This window comes from Clostridioides sp. LIBA-6622 (genome assembly GCF_056716095.1).
In genome coordinates this window covers 2,009,894-2,033,499 of record NZ_CP196998.1, presented here as the reverse complement: position 1 = coordinate 2,033,499, position 23,606 = coordinate 2,009,894, and the positions used below count along the sequence as shown (strand labels likewise).

The window sequence follows — 23,606 nt, the reverse complement described above, 5'->3', positions numbered from 1 at the left end:
AATTTTATACCACTTATTCACTTTGATTATTTTGCTATTTTTTTCTGATTGATTCTATAATTTTAATTTTACCTCAAAATAATGGCTTTTTATTTCGGTTTTTAAATAGCTTTTATATTTTTATCTGATGTTTTATACCTTTAAAGGCAAATAAGTCTCAAAATCCGTTTAAATACCTAATCGAGCAATCAAACTAAAAAACGAAAATTTTAGTTAACTTTATTTTTATTATGTAAACTATACATATATTTTTGATAATTAATATAATATTGAAATTATTCTGATTTAATGACAGGAAGTTTTGAAAAGATAATTTTATAATGTTTGATTTCTTACATAGAAAAAGACTGGGTATAAGTTTATAATTTATATCCAGTCTTCTTAATTTATTATCTATCAAAAACAATTGTTTTCCATAGTGCAAAAAATTCTCTTGTATAATAAGTAGGTACAAATGAAAGTTTTGATTTACTAGCATAAAAAGAAGTATTTTTATATTCATTTCTATATGCCAATATTTTACTCCTAAGAACATGAAAATCCGTTGTTACTATTTTTATATTTAAGTCTTTTAGTTTTCTTTTGCTATGTTCTTCTATCTTTAATTTTGAATATTTAAAGTTTTCGCAAGTATTAGTAGACTTATCTTCCTCTATTATTCTATCCTTATTTATACCATTTTTTATAAGATAATCTTTCATAGCTTTTGCCTCAGTTATATTTTCTCCATTTCCTTTACCACCTGATACAACCACATAACATTCATCATTAACTTTTAAATATTTTAAGGCTGTATTTAATCTTCCTTTTAAGGTTGTGCTTGGTGTATTCTTCTTTACAGATGCTCCTAAAATCAATAAATAATCACTCTTTGATTCAAAGCTATTTTTTGGATAAAAAATAATTAAACTTTCAGTGACTATGAACACTATTAGAAAGACACTAATTATTATCTTTAACACTTTATAGAAAACCTTCTTTTCTCTAATTTTCTTCTTAAATATTTGATAAGCAATTAATAGTATTCCTACAACCAAGAAAATTTCACTAAATGAAATACCTCCAAAAACTATTTTAAGATAAAAATAGTAAATTGCAAATATTATGCCTAATATTAAACTCACACTATTTAACATATTCTCATAATCCTCTTTATTTATTTTTGTACAAAGAAATATCTATACATTCTATAAGACAGTTATATTCTCCATCTATCCAATTAATCCAACTTGCTATACTTATATTTGTACCAATTGTATTTGTCTCCATTTTGAATTTCGAATGTTTATTTTCTTCCAATCCATTAAGAGGACAATTATCACAAGGTTTATTAGATTTTAATAATGATTTATAACAAGTCTCTCCTAATTTTATTTCTAAATCTAGACTTGATACCTTATTATTGATAAAAATAAGTTCATAAGTATTTGGATTTACTATATATATATAATTATCAATGGAATCAAGGACTTCTTTGAGTATAGGTTTAGATTTTTCATATTTATTTACTTTTTCTATATTATCATAATTTATATTATTAACATCATTATTATTAACTTCATCTTGATAGACGCAATCATTATAAAGTGCATATTTATCTTTACCTTTACTCTTTGCAGAATAAAGTGCTATATCTGCTTTTTGATAAAGGTCTTCAAATATAGTTCCATGTTCTGGAACAAATGAAATTCCAACTGTACCTGATATTTTATATGTCTTTTTGTTTTCAGTATAAGAATTTCTAAATATATCACATATTTTTTCTGCTTTCTTTTTAGCATTATCAAAAGATTGAATATTTTTTAAGAATACTATAAATTCATCTCCACCAATACGACCTACTATATCATTTTTTCTAAATATAGGCTTTAGATGTTTAGAAACTTCAAACAATACTTTATCTCCAAATACATGCCCTAAGTTATCATTTACAGATTTGAAATTATCTATATCAACAATTAAAAATGCATGAATCCCTAAACTTGCCTCTTCAGAATCTAAGAAATCATTGATTAGCTTTTCTGTAGTCCCTTTGTTATATAATCCTGTAAGGGTATCTCTTTCTGCTTTTATTTTTAATCTAATTTCTTCATTTTTCTGTTTGTCAATATCTTTAACATAGGCAAGAGCTTTTATATCATTTGTGATAGAATCTTTTATCAAATGCATTGTGCAAATAACCCAAATCATTTTATTTTCCTGATTCATTCTTCGATATTCTAATTTTATTTCGCTTATATTATTCTTATATGCAGCTAATAAAGCCTTACACAAAAATGTATTTAAAAATAAATCTTTATAATCTTTATGAATAATATTCTTTGCTATATTTCTAACCATTTCAGAGTAGTTATTGTCAGGCTTAATCCCAAATTCTTTATACCAATTTTCATTTCCTCTTATAAAAGTATCCTTTGATACATTTATCTCATAAGTTATCATTGCTTCTGACAATATAGCTGAATGATATTTACCTTCTTGATTATATCTTATTTCTGCTTCTTTTTGCTCACTTATATCTTCCTGTATACCGATTGCTCTTACAGGTTTCCCATCTTCATCAAAAACAGTAGTCAAAGTAAGTTTATTCCATATATAACTTTCATCTGGAAGTTTTATCTTAATTATGCAACTTGCTATTTTTGATCCATTTATTATTTTTTCGTACATATTTACAAAATCATCACTAAAATCTTTATGAATTATTCCTGATTCCACTAAAGAATATGGAACATTTTTAGTAATATTAGGAATATTGTACTTGTCAAGCTCTTTACTAGTATTTAAAAGTGATTTGGTTTCTATATCATATTCAAATATAGTGTTTGATGTTTGCTTTAATGCAATTTGAACTCTTTCTTCATTTATTTTAAGTTTTTGCTCTATATTTTTCAAATCAGTTATATCAGTCAAAATCCAAATACATTTTTTACTTCCATCACTATCAATGATGAGCCTTCCTTTTACAGAAACCCAAATAAGATTGTCATCTCGTTTTCTTATTCTATGTTCATATATAGCTATACCTTTTTTGTCCAATTGATACTTTATATTTTCGAGAGTCTTTTTTCTATCGTCATGAAAAATAAGATTACATGCTTTGTATTTAAGTTCTTTTTCTAGTTGTTTGCGGGTATATCCAATCATAGAAAGATAACCAGCATTAGTGTATTGTATAGCGAAATCTTCATTAAAGTCTGTTATAAGTATACCACCTAAAACATTTTCTGATATCATCTCAAATTCTAAATTCTTTTGTTCCATTTCTTTTTCTAATTGTTTTGTTTTTGTGATGTCTACTGTTACACAACAAAGGTACTCTTTTCCATCAGGTTCTGTTATAACTTCTCCTTTATTTAAAACCCATACTATATTACAATTTTTTGTTATAACTCTGTATTCTAATTCAATAGTTTTATTTTTATGAAGTTGCTCAGAAATCTCCTCTTTTATCCTTTTTACATCATCTTTATGTATTAGATTGTAAAAATCGTTATTAAATAGTGTTTTTATTTCTTCTCTTGTATAGCCAAATAAATCTATAAATCCATCACTTAAAAAATTAAATTCATACCTTTCGCCAATCATACATTTTTGCACTCCTCCAGGTATGCTATTTGTAATAGAAGATATTTCCTTGTTTGTTTTTAATATGTGTCTTCGAGATTTATTATTTTTATAAAAAATATATATTATAAGTATAATAAATAACAAGAATACTTTAAAAATCAGAGAAAATGCTAATTGATTTATTTTATCAATATTTTTTCTTACAGTATATTGTGGTATTACAGAAAGCACATACCAATCATTTACACCAATTGGTGTATAAGTTGCATATCGCTTTTCTCCTTTATATTCATATGATGTAAAACCACTTTTGTTATTCTTTATATCCTCATATATTTTTTTGTAGCTATATTTTTCACCAAAAGAAGCTTTTTTAAATATATCATATATATTACTGCTAGATTTAATAAGATTATTTGTATGTGAAGATTTTAGAACAAATTGTCCACTAGATTCAAATATATCTATATATCCCTCACTATTAAAACTTGTTATATCTATAAATTCAGCTAGTTTATCATTGTAGTAAGAACCATACAAAATTCCAATCACCTTATTATTTTTTAATACAGGTGTAGCTATAACAAAAGTATCTTTTCCATCAATTGGAGATTTTACAACCTCAGATATATTGCTCTCTCCTCTAATTGCTTTCTTGAAATATTCGTAATTTGATACATCGATAGTTTTTCCATCACTAGTATGACTTGTCCCATTAGGAGATACAATAGATATTCTTTGAAAGTCAGATTCCTTTGATATTCTAGACAATAATGGAATTATTTCTTGATTATCTATAGTATCAAAATATGAAACCATATTTGATACACTTTTAATGAATGATAATGAACTATCCAATTTTATTTTTATAGCATTAGAGCTTTGAAGAGATATCTCCTTTAAATTAACTTCATTATTTTTTTCTTCTTGAACATTGGTTTTAAATGCAAAGTCAGAAAAAGAAATTATTGTAAATAAAAATATTAAAATAATACTCAGTATGCCCTTTAAAGATTTTGCTCTTATCATTTAATTGCCACCTCCCATTTAAGATTTATTGACTATATTTTATAGACTAATTTTTCAAATTCTTTAACTGGCAATGGTTTTGAAAAATAATATCCTTGAACAATATCACAATTTGCTTCTTTTAACATTTTTATTTGTTTTTTAGTTTCTATTCCTTCTGCAACGACACTTATTCCTAATTGCTTAATAAGAGAAACTATACTTTTTATAATAATTTGGCTTTTATCAACATCTTTTTCATCTATAAAAAATCCTCTATCTAATTTTATTACATTTAATGGAATATTTTTTAGCATATTTACAGAAGAGTATCCTGACCCAAAGTCATCCATTGAAATTATAAAACCAATATCTTGTAGATTTCTACTTACATCAAATAAAGTATCAGTATCTCCAAACATACTAGATTCAGTAATTTCAATTTCTATTAAATTATATGGTACTTTATATTTATTGCATACATCTACTATCTTTGAAGTAAAATCCTTTTTAAAAAAATCAACCCTTGAGAAGTTGACAGATATAGGTAATGGTGAAATACCCTTATCAAATAAAAATCTAATTTCCTTACAAGCTTGTTCTAATATATACATATCAATCTTTCTAATAAATCCATTTTTTTCAAATATAGGAATAAAATCTCCTGGATAGATGACTTCATTTTCTGTATATTGCCATCTTACTAGAGCTTCACTTCCACAAAATTTATCTAATTTAATATTATATTTTGGTTGTAAATACATTACGAATTGACCATTTTCAAGTGCATATTCCATTTCTTTTTCTATCTTATCTTCAAGTAGTAGCTTATCTCTTAGTTTATCGTTAAAAAAAGCAAAATTTACATCACTATTATTTTTTACTGAAGATTTTGCAAGTGAAGCTCTATCACTATACACACTTACAGGTAAAGTTTTATCTTTAATTTCATAAATTCCAAAAGATAAGTTTACAAGTTCAATATTCTCCATAATCTTTTTGATTGTATTTATTATATCTTCTTTTGTATTATATGTTAATAAGATATTAAAATTATCCGCACTCACACGAGCAAAGGTTTCATTATTATTAGTTAGTTCATCTAAAGTATTAGCTATATTTTTTAAAATTAAGTTCCCTTTTTTATGACCATAAATATCATTAATCGCTTTAAATTTATCGATATCAAATATAACCATTGCATATTTATTATTTTGTAAATCCTTTTTCAATAAATCTCTAACATCTAATTCAAACTTTCTCCAATTTGAATAACCAGTTACAAAATCTGTATATGCTATCTTTTCTATAGTTTTTTGACTCTTTGTCTTTGAATATAATATGTACATTATAATACCTAAAAATAAAAATGAAAGTATAATCCACCCAATAATTGTAACTATCATTAAATCATTCAGTTTTTTGGATACAACTATCTTTGGAACAAAAGATGCTATAAACCAATCATTAATTCCTAGAGATGTATATGCCATATAAAATTTTCCACCAGATTCTTTAACTTGTACTACACCTTGGTCTGACTTTTTCATATTTTTAAAAGTAAATCTCTTTTCAAAATTAATTTGGGATAGATTTGTAATATATGAGTTTAAATTTTTATGATAAGATGGAATAATTATATTACCATTACTATCACATATAAGTGAAAAACCCTCACCATTAAATGTGGAAATGGATAGGAATTCAGATATAAACTCAACATTATAATCAGCAGCAATCACAGCAACAATTTTACCTTTATTATATAAGGGTACAGCGTATGTCTCAGTAAGTTTTCCAGTAGCTTTATCTATTAATGGTTTTGATATATTAGATTTACCTTTAATGGCAAGTTTAAAATAATCTCTATCTGAAAAATCTGTTCCAAAAATTGCTTCAGCATAACCTTTCCCATTTGCTAAAATCATACCAAGATTATTATAATTACTGTTTTTGTTATATGATTTTAGCATTTTTAAAGTTTTTTCTAAATTAAAGCTCTCATCTGTCTCTAAAAGTTTAGAAATATTCTCTAATTTATCCAAATTACTTGTCAATTTACTATTGATAGCAATTTTACCTTCTGCACTAATTTCAGATAGGTAATTTTTTGTTTCAGATTCTAACACACTATCCATATTGCTCACATAAAAAAAAGCAAATATACTAAAAAAGGATAGCACTATAACTGCTATTAACATATTTTTTACTATTGGCCTACTGTTTTTCAAGTAGCTACACCTCACCCTCTTTAACAACCATAATTTAATTGATTCACTTTATTTTACTATTAATAACTCCTTTTTACAATTAAGTTTCATAAATTGTTAATAAAGGGCAATTTTTAAAAATAGTATTTATAAAGTGACAATATTTAAGGGTATAAATACATCAATAACATATTTAATTGTATTAACACTATAGATACTAATACAATTAAATATGCTACCGCTTATATTTATACCCATCGACATATAGCTTAAATAGCAATCTTTATTTTTCTAGACTTTCTCTTCTTATTGATGATTTTTTGAAATATTCTATCAATTTGCTTTTATCATTATTAAAAATAGCATCTTTTATCAAATTTACTTCTGACTCAAAATTTTCTATAGATTTTAGTAAATTATCTCTATTTCCTAAAAAAAGTTCACTCCATAAATCCTCATTCATATTTGCAATTCTAGTTAAGTCTCTATAACTGTCTCCAATAAATTTACCTGTGTCTCTGTCTTCTTCATCACTATTTATAAGAGCAACTGCCATGACATGAGGAAGTTGAGATGTAAAAGCTATAATCTCATCATGTTTCTGTGAAGTTAATTTTTTTACTCTTTTAAATCCTATATCTAGAATTAAGTTTTCAACCAATTCTAAATTTTTTATATTATTTCTACCCGTTGGAGTAATTATATAATTTGCTCCTTTAAAGACTTTTTCACTTGCGAAATCAATTCCCTTTTTTTCTCTACCTGCCATAGGATGCCCAAATATAAAATCTACATCATCTGGAATTATTTTTAATACATCATTAATTAGTGTTTCTTTTATTCCTGTAGTATCAGTAATTATAGCTCCTTTTTTAAAGAATCTTTTATTATTATTTAAAAAGTCTACAATTAATCTAGGATATATAGACAATATAATTAAATCAGCTTCCTTAAACAACTCTTTACCTGTAGTACTTCCTTTTTTTATGATTTTTGATTCTTCTGCTTTTTTTAAAGTTTCTAGGTCTACATCTATTCCAAATACATTTTCATATCCAGCTTTTTTTAGTGATTTAGCAAAAGAACCTCCTATAACTCCTAGTCCTACAATAACAATATTCATTATCTCTATTTCCCCCTAAATTATTTTTCTTTAAATTCAAATTTAAAATTATCACTTATTGCATTTGTAATATTATATATAGCATTATTTAATGATTTATCGTTTAAAATCTCAATATCAGAAAACTTTTTATAAAGGTTTATTCTCTCATCATAAAGATTGTATAATCTATCTTTGCCACTCTTTAATAAAGGTCTTGAATTAATATTTATATCTTCCAAAATTCTTTGCACAGGTCTATCAATAAAAATAATTATACCTGTCTCTTTTAGTATCTCCATATTGACATCTTTTTTTATTACACCACCACCAGTAGATACTACTGTTTTATCACTCATAGAAAGTTCTTTACATGCTTGAGTTTCATAGTCTCTAAAAACATCTTCTCCTTCTGAAAATAATTCTGCTATACTTCTTTTAGAAATTTCACTTATATAATCATCCATATCACAGAAACTACAATTATACTCTTGAGCTAGAAGTTTACCAATTGTAGTTTTTCCACTTCCTGGCATGCCTATTAATATTAATTTTTCTTTTAGTCTATTTGTCATAATAATTCCCCCTACAAAAACTCTAATTTTAATTCATTATATATAACATCTAAAATATCATTATCTATTTTTCTATCTTGCCAAATTTCCTGAGATTTTATTGCTTGACCTACTAACATATATAAACCATCACAAGTTTTCTTACCCATATTATTACCAATTTTCAAAAATTCTGTTTCTCCAGGATTATAAATTAAATCAACTAAGGTCTCAAAATTTTGTATAATTGATTTTGGCACTGGGGATATTCCTACATTAGGATACATACCTACTGGTGTAGCATTTAACATTATATTTCCTTTTATATACTTAAGTTCTTCATAGTCTATTAATATAGCTTTATCATTTAATAATTTTTTATTATCTTTTTTTCTAGTTGAAACATAAACTTTATCTACTCCAGAATCAAGAAGATATGTAAGAGCAGCTTTAGAAGCACCACCAGTTCCTAATATAACAGCTACTTTTCCCTGTACACCAATATTAGCCATTTTAAACATACTATCGAGACCAAAGTAATCTGTATTATAGCCATATAATATATTTTCTTTAAGTAAAATTGTATTAACTGCCCCTATGCGTTTTGCTTCTGGTGATATGAAATCTAAATATTTCATAATACGTTCCTTATATGGAACAGTAACATTTACTCCTTGTATTCCTAATAATTTTATAGCACTATCTAACTTTGATATTTCTTCTTTTGATATTTCAAAATTTTTATACGCACTTTCAATATTTAATATCTCAAATATTCGCTTATGGATTTGAGGTGAAACACTATGAGAAAGTTTTTCACCTACTAGACCAAAAAAATTCATCTTTGCACCTCCTAATAATTACAATTAAATAAAGAATTCTATTTCCTATTCAATTTTATTTTTATATACACCTATAAATTTAAAATATGCTGTATTATGTTCTATCAATTCTAATAAATTATACACTTTTGGATTATATATAGAACATTCAAAATCTATATAAAAGAAATATCTCCATGAAGCATTCTTCATAGGTCTTGATTCTATTTTTGTCATATTTATATTATTTTCAGCAAAGTATCCAAGTACTTTATATAGTTTTCCTGCTTCATGTTCAACAGAAAATACTATGCTCATCTTATTTGACCCTTCATCAATGTGTATCTGATTACTAATTACCACAAATCTGGTGTAATTATTCGCAATGTCATTTATACAAGGGCTTATTATTTCTAATCCATAAATATTTGCTGCTTTTTTACTCGCAATTGCTGCTTTTGTTTTATCTTGAAGTTTTTTTACAAGCTCAGCACTTGTTGCTGTGTTATTAAATGGTATCAATTTCCAATCGCTATTCTGTTTTAAAAATTCACTACTTTGTCCTATCCCTTGTGGATGAGAGTATATTTCTCTAATGTCTTCAATTTTTGTACCTTCTATTCCAATTAAATTTTGGTCTATTTTTATACATTCTTCTCCAACTATATAAAAACCATATTTTCTTAAAAGGTCGTAAGTTTCAGAAATAGCTCCTGTAGATGAATTTTCTATAGGTATTATTCCATAATTTATTTCTTTGTTCTTAAGTGCTATAAAAACATCTTCGAATTCTTTAAATTGTTTTTTAGATATTTTTTTGTTAAAGAATTTGTTTAGTGCTTCTTCTGTGAATGAACCTGATATTCCAGGAAACCCTACTAGGATATTTTTTTTATTAATTTCATATTTTAAACTTTTATATTTATCGATATTTGACAAATCAAATTTCTCATTTGATGAATTTAAACTACACTCAAATTTTTCTTTTCTATCATTATCCATTAGTCTTTTTTGTAATCCTCTACTAATTTCCATTATAGAATTAAAAAATTGTATTGTTTCTTGAGAATATGCTTTATTATCCAAATTATCTACAGCTTTACTTAGTACCTTTTCTTCTCTATCTTTTTGAAATATAGTAGCATTATTTTTCATTTTATGTTTAGCAATCTCAAGAACTGTATTCATTCTCTTTTCAAATAATTGAATAAGCTCTTTGTCTATGTCGTCAATTTCATTTCTATATCTTGTTAAATCCTCCATTATTATCGTCCTTTCATCAAATCAAAAATTCCAATAGCTGTTACTGCTTCTATCACAGGTACTGCTCTTTGAACTATACAAGGGTCATGTCTACCTTTAATAGATAAAATATCATCTTTTTTGTCTTTTATATTAATTGTGTTCTGTTGAATGCTAATTGATGGTGTTGGCTTTACTGCCACTTTGAAAATTATTGGCATTCCAGTTGTAATACCTCCAATAATTCCTCCATTATTATTTGTCTTACTCTTAACTTGATTACCTTCATAGTACATTTCATCATTACTTTGAGAACCATACATATCTGTAAGTCCAAAACCTAAACCAAACTCTACACCTTTTATAGATGGAACAGAAAACAATAAATGTGATAGAGTAGATTCAACAGAGTCAAAAAATGGATTCCCAATGCCTACATTAGTTCCCACTACTGCACATTCAACTATCCCGCCAACTGAATCTCCTTGATTCTTTGCATCTATAATAGTATCCCTCATAACTTTTTCCTTTGATAAATCAATTAAAGGCAACTCTAAAGTTTGTAAATTTATTAATTGTTGTTTTGAGATATTTACATAATCAAAACTCATATCTTCTATATCTTTAATTCTTTTTATATGTGCTCCTATCTCTATTCCTTTTTGCGATAGAATCTGTTTACATATAGCTCCACAAAATACTAATGGAGCTGTTATCCTCCCTGAAAAATGACCTCCTCCCCTGTAGTCATTAAACCCAGAATATCTTACATACCCTGTATAATCTGCATGTCCTGGTCTCATTAAATTTTTAAGTTCTCCATAATCTTTTGAACGAGTATCACTATTTCTTATTATTGCACATAGTGGAGTTCCTGTAGTTCTCCCATCAAAGTAACCACTTAAAATTTCTGGTATATCACTTTCATTTCTTGAAGTAGAGATAGAATTTTTCCCAGGTGCCCTTCTCTTCATTTCTTTGTCAATCTTATCAAGGTCAAGTTCAATTCCAGAAGGAAGACCATCTATATTTATACCTATGGCATTTCCATGAGATTCTCCAAAAATGGATATTTTTAAATTATTTCCCCATATTCCACTCATCAATTCGCCCTCCTAACATCTCAAAATCTTTAAAAAAATGTGGATAAGATTTAGATACACACTCAAAATCTTTTAATACTATTGGTTTGTCACATCTACAAGAAGCTATTGCAAGTGTCATTGCAATTCTATGGTCTTTATGACTCCATACTTCTACTCCACCATTTAGCTTACTTACTCCATCAATTATTAAACTATCCTCTTTTTCTTCTATATTTGCTCCAAGTTTACTTAACTCGACACTTATTGCATGAAGTCTATCACATTCTTTGATTCTAAGCCTTCCAGCATTCATTATTGTAGTTCTTCCTCTACTTAAAGCAGCTACTACAGATAAAACTGGTATTATATCTGGACACTGAGATGCATCTATTAAAGTACTATTTAAGCAATTAACTATGCCTTTTATTTTTTCATCTTCTCTTAAAATATCCATACCCATTCTAGATAGAATATCAATAACTTCACTATCACCTTGAAGAGAATCTTCTTTAAGGTCTAGTATATTAATATCGCCTCCAATAGCATCTGCTGATAAATAAAATGCACCTTGAGAATAGTCACCTTCAACCTTATAATCTCTAGCTTTATATGTTTGATTTCCTTTTATAATAAACTCTTTATAATCATTATTTACAATCTCTATTCCAAAATCTTTCATAGTTGAAAGAGTTAAATCTAAGTATCCTTTAGATTCTAGCTCAGTTGTAATTAATATTTTTGAATCATTGTCTAATGTAGGTAAAATAAACAATAAACCTGTTATAAACTGAGAGCTTATATTCCCTTTTACTTTAAATTCATCTGGCTTAAGTTTTCCTGATATGACTAAATCCAGTTGATTTTCTTTATAGCTATATTCTATATTTTGTCTATCAAAAATCTCATAATAAGTATCAAGTGGTCTTTTACCAAGATTTCCCCTACCTACAAATCTTTTTATTCCATCAAATGCTAGTGATATAGGTACTAGAAATCTTAAAGTGGAACCTGATTCATTGCAATCTATTGTCAATTTAGATTGATTTAGCTGGTTTTCTTTATTTAAAATTGCTTCTTTAGAAAAAATACCTGTAACTTCTAAAATGTCTTCCTTCTTTTCTATAATAGCTCCAAGTGATGTCATTGCCCTTATAGTAGCTATAATATCATCAGAAAAATCTATATTAGAAATTCTACTTTTTCCATCACTTAAAGATGAACAAATAACAGCCCTATGTGCCATGCTTTTTGATGGTGGGATTTTTACATCTCCAGACAATCTACTTGGATATATTTTTAAACTTCCCATCATTTTACCTCCTGAAAAAATTTAGAAGTAGTATTATATATAATACTCTCTCCAATGTTCTTTAAAAGTATTATTTTTAATGTATCACCTAGATTCTTTTTATCAAGAGATATTGCATCTATTATAGACTTGTTATCTCTTAAATCAATTTCATAAGGTAAATCATAATTTATTAAAATTGATTTTATAAGCTCTGATGTACCTATCTTTGTAATTCCTCTTTTTTCACTTTCTAAAGTTATCTTATACATACCTATACCAACAGCTTCACCATGAGTATACCCAGAAAAATTGTAATATGTCTCAATAGCATGACCTAATGTATGCCCAAAGTTTAGAAGCATTCTATCTCCAAAATCTCTTTCATCCGCTTCAACTACTGTTTTTTTAATAAGGCAACACTTATGTATAATGTATTCTATATGTTGCATTACTTCTTCTCTATTTTTTAGACTTAAAAGCTTATCGAAAAAAGTTTTGTCTTTTATACATCCATATTTTATAACTTCTGCCATACCATCTCTATAAAATTTTTCTGGAAGTGACAACAATACATTTGGGTCAATAAATACAGCTTTAGGCTGATAAAAACTTCCTACCAAGTTTTTTCCTCTTTCAAGGTCAACTCCAACTTTTCCACCTACAGAACTATCAACTTGTGCTAATAGAGATGTTGGAATTTGAACAAAATTTACACCTCTTAAAAAAGTTGCTGCTACAAATCCACCTAAATCTCCTATTACCCCTCCTCCTAAAGTAATAATCAAATCTTTTCTAGTTAACTTAAAGTCAAGTAGGCTATCATATATTTTAGGAAGAGTATTAAATGACTTTGTTTCTTCTCCAGCTTTTAATATTATAGCTTTTGTTTCAAAGCCAGATTCATTTAAATTATTTTTTACTTCATTTAAATATAGTTTTGATATATTTTCATCAGTTACAATAAAAATCTTATTTCCAGAATATATTTTTTTTATTTCTTTACCTATATCTTTTAATATATTTTTTTTAATAAATATATTATAGCTATTCTCTTTTAAATCTACTAATAATTTTTCTTCCACATTTAACCATCCTTTTATAGATTATATTTCTCTTCCAACTGCTAATGCGACAGTTTTTAATTCACTTATTAATTCTTCATATTCATTTGGTTTAATTGATTGTTTCCCATCGCAAAGTGCATGTGCTGGGTCATTATGAACTTCTATTATAAGACCATCTGCTCCAACTGCAATTGCTGCTTTAGATAGAGAATCTACCATCCATGATTTCCCTGCTGCATGACTTGGGTCAACTATTACTGGTAAATGACTAAGCTTCTTTACAGCCAAAATTGCACTCAAATCTAAAGTATTTCTCGTATATGTTTCAAAAGTTCTTATACCTCTTTCACAAAGTACTACATTTTCATTTCCTCCAGCCATTATATACTCAGCTGACATTAACCACTCTTCAATTGTAGCAGATAATCCTCTTTTTAAAAGTATTGTTTTATGTGTTTTTCCTAATTCTTTTAATAAATCGAAGTTTTGCATGTTTCTAGCTCCAACTTGAATTACATCTACATTTTCTTCGAATATCTCTATATCTTGTGTTGACATTATTTCTGTAACTATAGGAAGACCTGTTTTTTCTTTTGCTTTCTTTAATAAGTCTAGCCCATCGTATCTTAATCCTTGGAAAGCGTATGGTGATGTTCTTGGTTTGAATGCTCCTCCTCTCAAGAACCCTGCTCCTGATTTTTTTACATCTTCAGCAATAGATACTATTTGTTCTTCTGTTTCAACAGAACAAGGACCAGCTATCATAGCAATTTTTTTTGAACCAATTTCTATCCCATTAACATTTATTATAGAAGGTTCTGGATGAAACTTTCTGTTTGCCTTTTTAAAAGGCTCTACTACATGCATAACTTTTTCAACTATTTTATTTGCTTCGATTCTTTTTGCATCTATTTTACTAGTATCTCCAACTAATCCTAACACAGTTAGTTCTGTCCCATCTATGGGATTAACTTCTACTCCTTCTCTTCCAATGGCTTCTATTAACTTCTTAACTTCACTTTTATCTGCTCCCATTTTTAATACTACTATCATTTTTACTACCTCCCAATATTATAATTTTATATTTAAAATAAAAAAGAGAACTCACTAATGAGTTCTCTAAAATAATCTATTAAGCATTAAATTTTATATGAGTATATAAAATAATCATTTTTATAAAATTTACTTATGCTCAAAATCATTAAAACAAGGCCTCACCAGAAAGGAACTACATGTATTTTTGTAAAAGAAATAGCCAGCGCTAAAATAAAAGCCCCAGAACATAAAGTAATAAAAGCTATAAAGTTTTGCTGTTAGTTCTTTTAATATCCCTTTCATAGTATTCTCCTCCATTTTTATAATTTATTATTCTTCTTGTTTAATAATTATAGCAAAGAAAATATAATTGTCAATATTTTCTATAAATATTTTCAATTTAAAATATTTTTTTATTTTCTTAAATTAGCTTCTTAATTGTTGTATTTTTACAAAATCATTTAAAAATCATCTGCTCTTTACAATAGTTTTTTTATTTTAAATATTACAATTCCAACAAAAATTATACATAACATAAAGAGTAAAGTTGCTGGATATCCATAGACCCAATTTAATTCTGGCATATATCTAAAGTTCATTCCATATATACCAGTTATAATTGTAAGTGGTGCAGATATAGCCGTTAGTAAAGTTAATTTTGTAATTAAATGGTTTGTTCTCTCACCTACTCTAGAAGAGTAGATATCTAAGAGTTTATCTGCTAATTCTCGCGTTGATAATGCAAAATTATATAATTTATCAATGCCAAAATCTATACCTTGAAAATTTTCAAGATTATATTTTTTTACATTGGAATACTTCAAATACCTTATATTTTCTTTTACTATTCTGTCACCAATATATAAAAGAGGTCTTGTATTCTTAACTATAGTCCTTGTTAGTCCTCTTACATCACTTATTCTAGATACATGATTTTTATGAATATTATCCATCATCTCATCTTCTATTTGAAGAATTAGCTCTTCAACTTTTTCCAAAGATTCAAAGCCATTTTTTATAACTTCTCTAAAAATCAAATAGTTTATTTTAAATAAGTTTATAACTGGATTTTTTTCAAGTTGAGAATTTTTAAAAATAATACTTTTTACAAATTCAAATAAAAAATGTTGCTCATTTACTACAACCAATATAAAATTATCTGATAAATACATATTTACTTCTTCTATAGCAGCCTCTCCATCCCTTAATTCAAATGTATTTAAACTCAAAAAATCGTAATTATCAAATAAATCAAGTTTTGTTATTTCATCAAATTTAAGACAATCATTAAAGGTTATCTCATCTATATCTAAGATTTCTTTCAGCAATTTTAAATTTTTTGGAGAACTTAGTATAAGATAAGAATTTTCTGCTGTATAAAATTTTTCACTAAAGTCTTCAATAATTTCTCTTGTATTTAAATTCAGTATATACATACATCTACTCCTAAACTTCTATTTGCTTTTCAAATATTTTCTATAAACATTATTGTAATTATTTTACACTATTTTAATAATTATTATTTAATATTTATATTAAATTTATTATAAGACAAGTGTTAAATATTTTTATTATTTAATCAAAATATTTAATATGAATTGTCCCTTGTATTTATTTTAAATCATATTTCATATTATTAATACTAAAAAATTATTGATACTAAAAAACTAAAAAATAAAATGTATATGCTAAACTGACGCACATACACTTCATTCTTATTTTAACTAAATTATATAATTATAATATACATTAAATATCCAATCTAATAATCAGTATACATAACATCTATTCATCATTTAATCTATATCCTACACCAACCTCTGTAATTATATACCTTGGGTCAGCAGGTTGCTTTTCTATTTTTCTTCTTAATGTTGCCATAAAAACCCTTAAAGACTTAGTTTCATTTCCAATAATACTACCCCATATTTCTTTTATTATAAAATTATGAGTAAGTACTTTTCCATGATGTTTTGCAAGTAAAGAAAGAATATTATATTCAATTGGTGTCAAATGGACTTCATTATCGTCAACTATAACTCTTCTTTTATCAAAATCAATAAATAATTTATCTACTTCAAAAGTAGATTTAATTTCTTCTTTTTGGTGCAATTCCATCTGTGAATGTCTAAATGCTACTCTAACTCTAGCCAATAGTTCTACTATCGAAAATGGTTTTGTTAAATAATCATCCGCTCCTGCATCAAATACTTCTACCTTTTCTCTATCCTGCTCTCTTGCAGAAACTACAATTATTGGTATCTTTGAAAATTGTCTAATAGCTTTTATCACCTCTATTCCATCCATATCTTCTAACCCTAAATCTAAGAGAACAACATCTGGAGAATATGAAACAGCAATCGATATTCCTTCTTTACCAGTTATAGCTTCTTTGACATCATAATCTTGTGTCAAAAGAGCTGTAGATATAAATTTTCTTATTGTCTTATCATCCTCTACTAATAATATAAGTTTTTTACTCATTTCTTCCTCCAAAAATAAATTTCAAAATTTAATACTATTCATTTTCCTTAGGCAAACTAAACTTAAAAGTTGAACCTTTATCTCTATTATTTTCTACCATAATTTCACCTTTATGAGCTTGAATTATTGACTTACAAATTGATAACCCAAGTCCAACACCTTTTCTAGAATCCTTAGAGCCTTCTTCTCCTGTAAAAAATCTATCAAAAACATGCTTTTTCAATTCTTTTGATATACCAGGACCATTGTCAGATACTTCAAACCAAACATAATCTTCTTCTTCATACACATTTATATTTATCTTACAATCTTCTTTTGAATATTTTAAAGAATTATCTATTAAATTAATTAAAACTTGCTCTATCAATTTTGCATCCATAGGAACAAATAGTATCTGTTCTGGTATATTAATATCTATAATAGCATTCTCAATTCTTTTTTTTATTTTTTGCAATGCTTCTGAAATAACCTCTTCAACAAGTTCAGAGTGTTTTTTGACTTCTAATTTTCCTTCATCTATTTTAGTCATACTAAGTAAATTTTCAACAAGCCTTATTAACCATTGAGTATCTTCATACACACCACTAAGTAATTCATCTACTATATCTTGACCTATAGTACCCTTATTTTTTATAATCGTACTTACTGCTCCAGATATTCCTGCTAATGGAGTTCTAAGGTCGTGAGAAACTGCTCTTAGAAGATTACTTCTTAACCTTTCTCTCTCTATTTCAAGATTGGTATTTTCTTTTGCTTCTGACAAGATTTCTCTATCAAGAGCTATTGCCATTTGAGCGATTATTGTTTCAATTAAATTTATGTCTTCTGCATCTAACTTTGAATCAACACATGATACTCCAACAACTCCCAAAGTTAAATTCATACCTACAATTGGTATATAATACCCCTTTGAGCCTGGAAGCGTATCTGTATCACTACCTGCCACGGTTGAATTGGATAAAACCCAACTTGCAACAGCTTTTTCATCATCACTATCTAAATCATTTTTATCTTTATTAGAAGTATTTTTTTTATATAACTTTGATTTTTTATACTTATCTACACTTAAATAACAAACTACATCTCTACTTAGGCTAAGAGACAAAAGTTCTATCCCCTTATTTACTATATCATCTTTATTTGATAACCTTAAAAAGCCCTTTATTATTTGGTATATCATTTTTGTATTTTCTTCTCTCTTAGCAGCTGTTTCTGCTTCATGTTGTACCTTAGATGTAAGTGTACTAGTTATTATACCAACTATTGAAAATACAACTAATGTAACTATATAATTTGAATTAGCTATTGATAATGTGTATATTGGTGCTGTAAAAAAATAATTTAATAATATTATATTTAATACAGAGCTTATTATACCTGTACTATATCCCTTAGTCCACATTGAAACTAAGACTACTCCTAACATATATATTAAAAGTATATTTTCTCTTATAAATCCCAGACTTTGCACTACATATGCTAAGATACTTACCATTAGGGTAACAATCATAAGTTTGATAAAATCAATCTTACTAATTTTAAATTTTGATTTTATTGATAGTTTATCTTTTCTAGGCTTATATTTAACTTCTGAAGAAAATTTATAGGGGATTATATGTATATCTATATAATCCACTTCGTCAATTAATTTGTCAACTATATCTTTTTTAAATTTTTTATTAAACTTTTTATTATTTGAATGATTTCTACCTATTACAATTTTTGTTACATTTCTAAGCTTTGCAATCCTAAGTATCTGTTCAATTACATCTTCACCATGTAAAACAATTATTTCACCACCTAATTTCTTGGCAAGTTTTAAATTGTTTTGTAATTGTTTTTGCTCTTGTAGAGATAACCTTGCCGTGTTTGGAGTTTCAACATATAAAGCTATCCATTTTGCAAATGTGCTATCTGACATTCTAGATGCAGTTCTAATAACTTTTGCAGAAGATGGAGATGGGCTTATACATGCAAGTAACGTATCTGATGTAGGTATTACACTTACATCACCTTTTGACAGTCTAGTCATCTGAACTTCTTTATTTACTCTTTCTGCTGTCTTTCTAAGGGCAATCTCCCTAAGTGCAACTAAATTGTCTTTTATAAAAAAATTATCTTTTGCTCTAATTGCTTGTTCTTTCTTATATATCTTACCCTCATTGAATCTTTCAAGAAGTACATCAGGTTCAACATCTATAAGTTCCAATTGTGTATTTGTATCTAAGAACTTATCTGGTATAGTTTCTTTAACTGATACATTTGTAATTATTTCAACAATGTCATTTAGACTTTCTAAGTGTTGAACATTTACAGTAGTATATACATTTATACCTGCTAACAATAATTCTTCTATATCCTGCCATCTTTTTGTGTGCCTCAACCCAGTAACATTAGAATGAGCAAACTCATCTACCAATATAACTTCTGGCTTTCTTACCAAAGCAGTATCTAAATCAAATTCTTTTAGTTTTATAGATTTATATTCCATCTCCTTCACAGGAAGAATTTCTAATCCCTCAAGTAAAGCTAATGTCTCTGGTCTTGTGTGCGGTTCAATATATCCAACTACTACATCTACACCTACTTTCTTCAAGTTTTGTGCAGATTCCAACATAGAATAAGTCTTTCCTACTCCTGCTGCATAACCAAAAAATATTTTTAATTGACCTCTATTCAATTTATTTTCTTCATTTTTAATTTTTTCTAACAGTATATCAGGATTTGGTCTGTCCATTAAACAACCTCCTTACACCTTTCATTATTATTATATTATCAATTTTGGTATAAAATTGTAGTTAAAATGTATTTTTAATGATTAAGATTATGTAAAGATTTAAATATGTACTATTAACTAAACAATTAAAATACTTAATAAATACAATTAGCAAATAACTTTAGGGGTTTCATATACATGATTCGGATTTTATACATAAAAAATAAAGCAAAACACTTCAAATGAATGGTATGTGTTTTGCTTTATTTAGCGTTTTATTTTAATATGTTTAGTTTTAATTGCTAATAAAGCTCAAAAGGATGTCTCCATTATTTGTATAAGTTGTAAGTTTCTTTGAACCATTATGTTTATCATTAGGCAAATTACTTTTTCCCTTTTTTATATAGTTTGATATAAAAAAATCATCATAAGAACCCGTTAGCGTTCCACCTATATTACCATTTTTCGTTTCAAGTTCTATAGAGTTTCTTGCATCAAGCTCTTTTAATTCAATATTTCCATTGTTAACCTTTATATCTACTGAACTTAAAAATGATAATTGTGATATTTCTATATCTCCATTAGATGTTTTTAGGTTTAGATTTTCTAAAGATTCATTGGGTATCCACATTTTTATTGTGCTATTTTCTATTGAAGTTTTTCCACCTATATAATCACTCCAGTCCTTATTAGTGATATATTTAATTGACAATCTATTTTTTTCAGATAAATCAATCATATAATATTCTTTTTCACTCTCATAATAAGAAATATGAATTTGTTTATCTGAGGATGGAAAAACCTCAATTTTTCTATCTTTTATGTCAACTTCTATATTATCTATATCTAACATAGAGTATCTCTTTTTCTCATAAGTAATATCTGTAGAAGAACATCCCACTAAAGTATTTGATAATACAATTAATATACTTAAAAGACTAAATAATTTTTTAAAGTTTTTTATCATTTGTAATCTCCTTGTTAAATAGCTTTCTTCTTCAATACACTCAAGCAAAGATATGCTAATAGGAAACTACCTATTGAACAGATTCCAATATGTAACAATGGATTGCTATTGAACATAATAAGCTTAAAAAAGTCTGCTAATATACTACGCAAAGGTTGTATAGGAATAAATGTACATATGATAGCTATAAGAACAATATCTGTTAGCCATCCATACCAATAAGCTTGCATGGACAATAATAAATGTAAAAATATAGACACTAACAATAGGAAGATAAATTGCTGAAAAAAAGCAATAAATGTCCCATTTTGCCACCAACCACATAATTCTAATAAATTTATTACCGTTTGAGTTTGATTAATAGGGTCTATTACAAGGTGGATGAAAGTATTTATCAAAGATACCAATAAAGCAGTAATAATATATGTTATAAAACTTCCCCAAAAGTAATATTTTTTAGTTGCATTTAAATATATCAGCTTGCTGAAATTAAAATATACAATAAAAAATGGAATTATTAATATATAAATATAAGTATAATTTCCACGACTTATAGCTATTTTTGCATCACTAGATGTACTGGATAATAGCACTACTAAAATTGTAATAATAAATCCAACAAAACTACTTGCAAAATTACGTTTTACAATTGTTAAAACTGGCTTCATATTAAATTACCTCCTTTCTTCCAACCATATGAATAAAAAAATCTTGGAGAGACATTTTTTCTATATTAAGACTATTAGAATTAATAGCTAAATCAAAAATATGTCTTGTCAAAAAACCTCCAACTTGTTCATATCCAATTATATTTAAATCTTTAGTAACTTCTTCTACTTCTTGTTTTGGTCCACTTACGCTATATGCTTTATCCTTAATAGCTTGTAATGTATCAAAAAAACATAATGAGCCCTTATCAATAATAATCAACTTTTGCATAACTTTTGCAATTTCATCTATTATATGAGTAGAAACAATGATAATTCTTGGTTTCCGAGAAAAACTTTCTGTTAATAAAGAGTAAAATTCTGTACGCATAATTGCATCAAAACCAAGTACTGGTTCATCTAAAAGAATTACTGGTTTATTACTTGAAAGGCAAATAATAGTAGAAACCATAGTTTTCATTCCCAATGAAAGCTTATTGAACTTTTTACTTCCATCCAATTCAAATCGTTCCATCATTTCAATTGCAAATTGATTGTCAAAAGAAGGATTTAATTCTCCTGCTATTTGGATAAGTTTTTTTACAGGAAGATTAAAATGTTTTGCAAAGTTGTCAATATAACTGACACTAGTATCCATTGTTGCAGTACTAATAAAACCTCTATTTACATAAATACTTCCACTAGAAATATTCTGATAACCTGCAATAGATTTTAAAAGTGTGGTTTTTCCAGCACCATTTCTTCCCAGCAAGCAATATATTCCATTTGCTTGAATTTTACATGTAAAATCTCTTAAAACAACTGTTTCTTTGTATTTCTTCGTTACTTTTTTTAATTCTATCATAACTTGTTATCCTCTCTAATCTTTATTTCTTATACCATTGTGACTTATGTCAACAGATGATATAATGTATTATAAACTTTTGTGTTGCAAAAAGGTCAAGAGGTGAATGAATGAAAAATTACTTTTCGATTAAGCAAGCTGCAGAAATTGTAGGTATGACTAGTGAAACACTACGTCACTATGACCGTATTGGTATTGTAAAACCTTGTTACAGAGATGAATCATCTGGTTATAGATACTATTCTGAACAAGAACTTGTAAAATTACAAACTATAGAATTACTTAAAGCAATGGATTTTACATTAAAAGAAATTGGAGATATATTACAACTTGATAACCTACATAAAGTTATTGAAGCTCTAAAACAAGCTGAAGAAAATGCAAATAAGAAAATAGCTTATCTCCAATATGCAAAAGAAAAAATTAAACGTGCTTACACAGATTATGAAAACAAGCTAAATAATATTGACACTAAAAAAGATGATTTTTTTGTAATGCATATTCCCAAAAGAGTTATTCTTGTTTCCAATAGCATGGAACATGCATCATTAAAAAATTTATGGAACTATCATGAACATTTCTATAATCAACTTGATACATCATTAGAATCACAATTCTTATTTGAGGATATGGCAGGTATTATTACAACTCCAGAGAAATCTAGGTTATTTGCTATTTGTTTAAAGTATCCCTCTATAGAAGAATTAACTATATTACCAGAAGGGAATTACTTATGTGCAAACTGTACAGAAGAAAATAAAGATACAGTCTTAAGAGAATTGCTACATAAGCTAAAAATAGAATCGAATATATATCCAAATGTAATTGTACACATAATATCTGTAACTGGAATTTTACAATGGAATTATCAGATACAGATATTGCTAAATTAAAATAACTTATTCAAACCTTGTAAAATATATAATAAGAACTAATTATATAAAA

Annotated in this window: 18 protein-coding genes; 1 reads left to right on the top strand and 17 read right to left on the bottom strand. The window is 26.7% G+C overall.

The genetic code is table 11. The annotated features are described in order from the left end of the window. Positions 1-389 precede the first annotated feature (389 nt). From ACTG47_RS09820 to ACTG47_RS09740, 17 genes are all read right to left on the bottom strand, one after another. A complete protein-coding gene (locus ACTG47_RS09820; RefSeq protein WP_479927025.1) occupies positions 390-1,136 on the bottom strand; it encodes a YdcF family protein in 747 nt (248 codons plus the stop codon). A 16-nt stretch (positions 1,137-1,152) separates the two neighbouring features. After that, positions 1,153-4,599 carry a sensor domain-containing diguanylate cyclase gene (locus ACTG47_RS09815; protein WP_479927024.1) on the bottom strand — a complete coding sequence of 1,149 codons (3,447 nt, stop codon included), beginning with the start codon at positions 4,597-4,599 and terminating at the stop codon, positions 1,153-1,155. Between the two features lie 32 nt (positions 4,600-4,631). After that, complete coding sequence (locus ACTG47_RS09810; protein WP_479927023.1) at positions 4,632-6,809, bottom strand: bifunctional diguanylate cyclase/phosphodiesterase; 2,178 nt, start codon at positions 6,807-6,809, stop codon at positions 4,632-4,634. A 262-nt stretch (positions 6,810-7,071) separates the two neighbouring features. Beyond that, the gene (locus tag ACTG47_RS09805; RefSeq protein WP_479927022.1) at positions 7,072-7,911 is read right to left on the bottom strand and encodes a prephenate dehydrogenase; all 840 of its coding nucleotides are present in this window, start codon (positions 7,909-7,911) and stop codon (positions 7,072-7,074) included. A 20-nt stretch (positions 7,912-7,931) separates the two neighbouring features. After that, a complete protein-coding gene (locus tag ACTG47_RS09800) occupies positions 7,932-8,465 on the bottom strand; it encodes a shikimate kinase (protein WP_479927021.1) in 534 nt (177 codons plus the stop codon). 11 nt (positions 8,466-8,476) lie between these two features. Continuing rightward, positions 8,477-9,286, bottom strand: coding sequence for a shikimate dehydrogenase (gene aroE / locus ACTG47_RS09795; protein WP_479927020.1), 810 nt, complete (start codon positions 9,284-9,286; stop codon positions 8,477-8,479). A 45-nt stretch (positions 9,287-9,331) separates the two neighbouring features. Further along, positions 9,332-10,528: a prephenate dehydratase gene (gene pheA, locus ACTG47_RS09790; protein WP_479927019.1), complete on the bottom strand. Its 1,197-nt coding sequence runs from the start codon at positions 10,526-10,528 to the stop codon at positions 9,332-9,334. A 2-nt stretch (positions 10,529-10,530) separates the two neighbouring features. Beyond that, positions 10,531-11,610, bottom strand: coding sequence for a chorismate synthase (gene aroC / locus ACTG47_RS09785; RefSeq protein ID WP_479927018.1), 1,080 nt, complete (start codon positions 11,608-11,610; stop codon positions 10,531-10,533). After that, on the bottom strand, positions 11,588-12,901 hold the full coding sequence (gene aroA / locus ACTG47_RS09780) for a 3-phosphoshikimate 1-carboxyvinyltransferase (protein WP_479927017.1): 1,314 nt from the start codon (positions 12,899-12,901) through the stop codon (positions 11,588-11,590). The genes aroC and aroA overlap by 23 nt, the downstream gene beginning before the upstream one ends. Continuing rightward, on the bottom strand, positions 12,901-13,965 hold the full coding sequence (aroB, locus tag ACTG47_RS09775) for a 3-dehydroquinate synthase (protein WP_169466823.1): 1,065 nt from the start codon (positions 13,963-13,965) through the stop codon (positions 12,901-12,903). Before aroB ends, aroA begins: the two co-directional genes overlap by 1 nt. Before the next feature lie 21 nt (positions 13,966-13,986). Continuing rightward, positions 13,987-15,000, bottom strand: a complete 1,014-nt coding sequence (gene aroF, locus ACTG47_RS09770) for a 3-deoxy-7-phosphoheptulonate synthase (protein WP_169466821.1) — start codon at positions 14,998-15,000, stop codon at positions 13,987-13,989. A gap of 461 nt (positions 15,001-15,461) precedes the next feature. Then, the gene (locus ACTG47_RS09765; RefSeq protein ID WP_479927016.1) at positions 15,462-16,418 is read right to left on the bottom strand and encodes a magnesium transporter CorA family protein; all 957 of its coding nucleotides are present in this window, start codon (positions 16,416-16,418) and stop codon (positions 15,462-15,464) included. 349 nt (positions 16,419-16,767) lie between these two features. Then, complete coding sequence (locus ACTG47_RS09760) at positions 16,768-17,466, bottom strand: response regulator (RefSeq protein ID WP_479927015.1); 699 nt, start codon at positions 17,464-17,466, stop codon at positions 16,768-16,770. A gap of 34 nt (positions 17,467-17,500) precedes the next feature. After that, complete coding sequence (locus ACTG47_RS09755) at positions 17,501-20,203, bottom strand: ATP-binding protein (protein WP_479927014.1); 2,703 nt, start codon at positions 20,201-20,203, stop codon at positions 17,501-17,503. A 274-nt stretch (positions 20,204-20,477) separates the two neighbouring features. Next, complete coding sequence (locus ACTG47_RS09750; protein ID WP_479927013.1) at positions 20,478-21,149, bottom strand: DUF4097 family beta strand repeat-containing protein; 672 nt, start codon at positions 21,147-21,149, stop codon at positions 20,478-20,480. A 14-nt stretch (positions 21,150-21,163) separates the two neighbouring features. Continuing rightward, positions 21,164-21,817 carry a hypothetical protein gene (locus ACTG47_RS09745; RefSeq protein WP_479927012.1) on the bottom strand — a complete coding sequence of 218 codons (654 nt, stop codon included), beginning with the start codon at positions 21,815-21,817 and terminating at the stop codon, positions 21,164-21,166. 1 nt (position 21,818) lies between these two features. Then, entirely contained in the window at positions 21,819-22,661 is an 843-nt protein-coding gene (locus ACTG47_RS09740; RefSeq protein ID WP_479927011.1) for an ATP-binding cassette domain-containing protein, read from the bottom strand. Positions 22,662-22,771: 110 nt separating this feature from the next. Here ACTG47_RS09740 and ACTG47_RS09735 point away from each other — a divergent pair, with 110 nt between their 5' ends. Further along, the gene (locus ACTG47_RS09735) at positions 22,772-23,554 is read left to right on the top strand and encodes a MerR family transcriptional regulator (RefSeq protein ID WP_479927010.1); all 783 of its coding nucleotides are present in this window, start codon (positions 22,772-22,774) and stop codon (positions 23,552-23,554) included. Positions 23,555-23,606 lie beyond the last annotated feature (52 nt).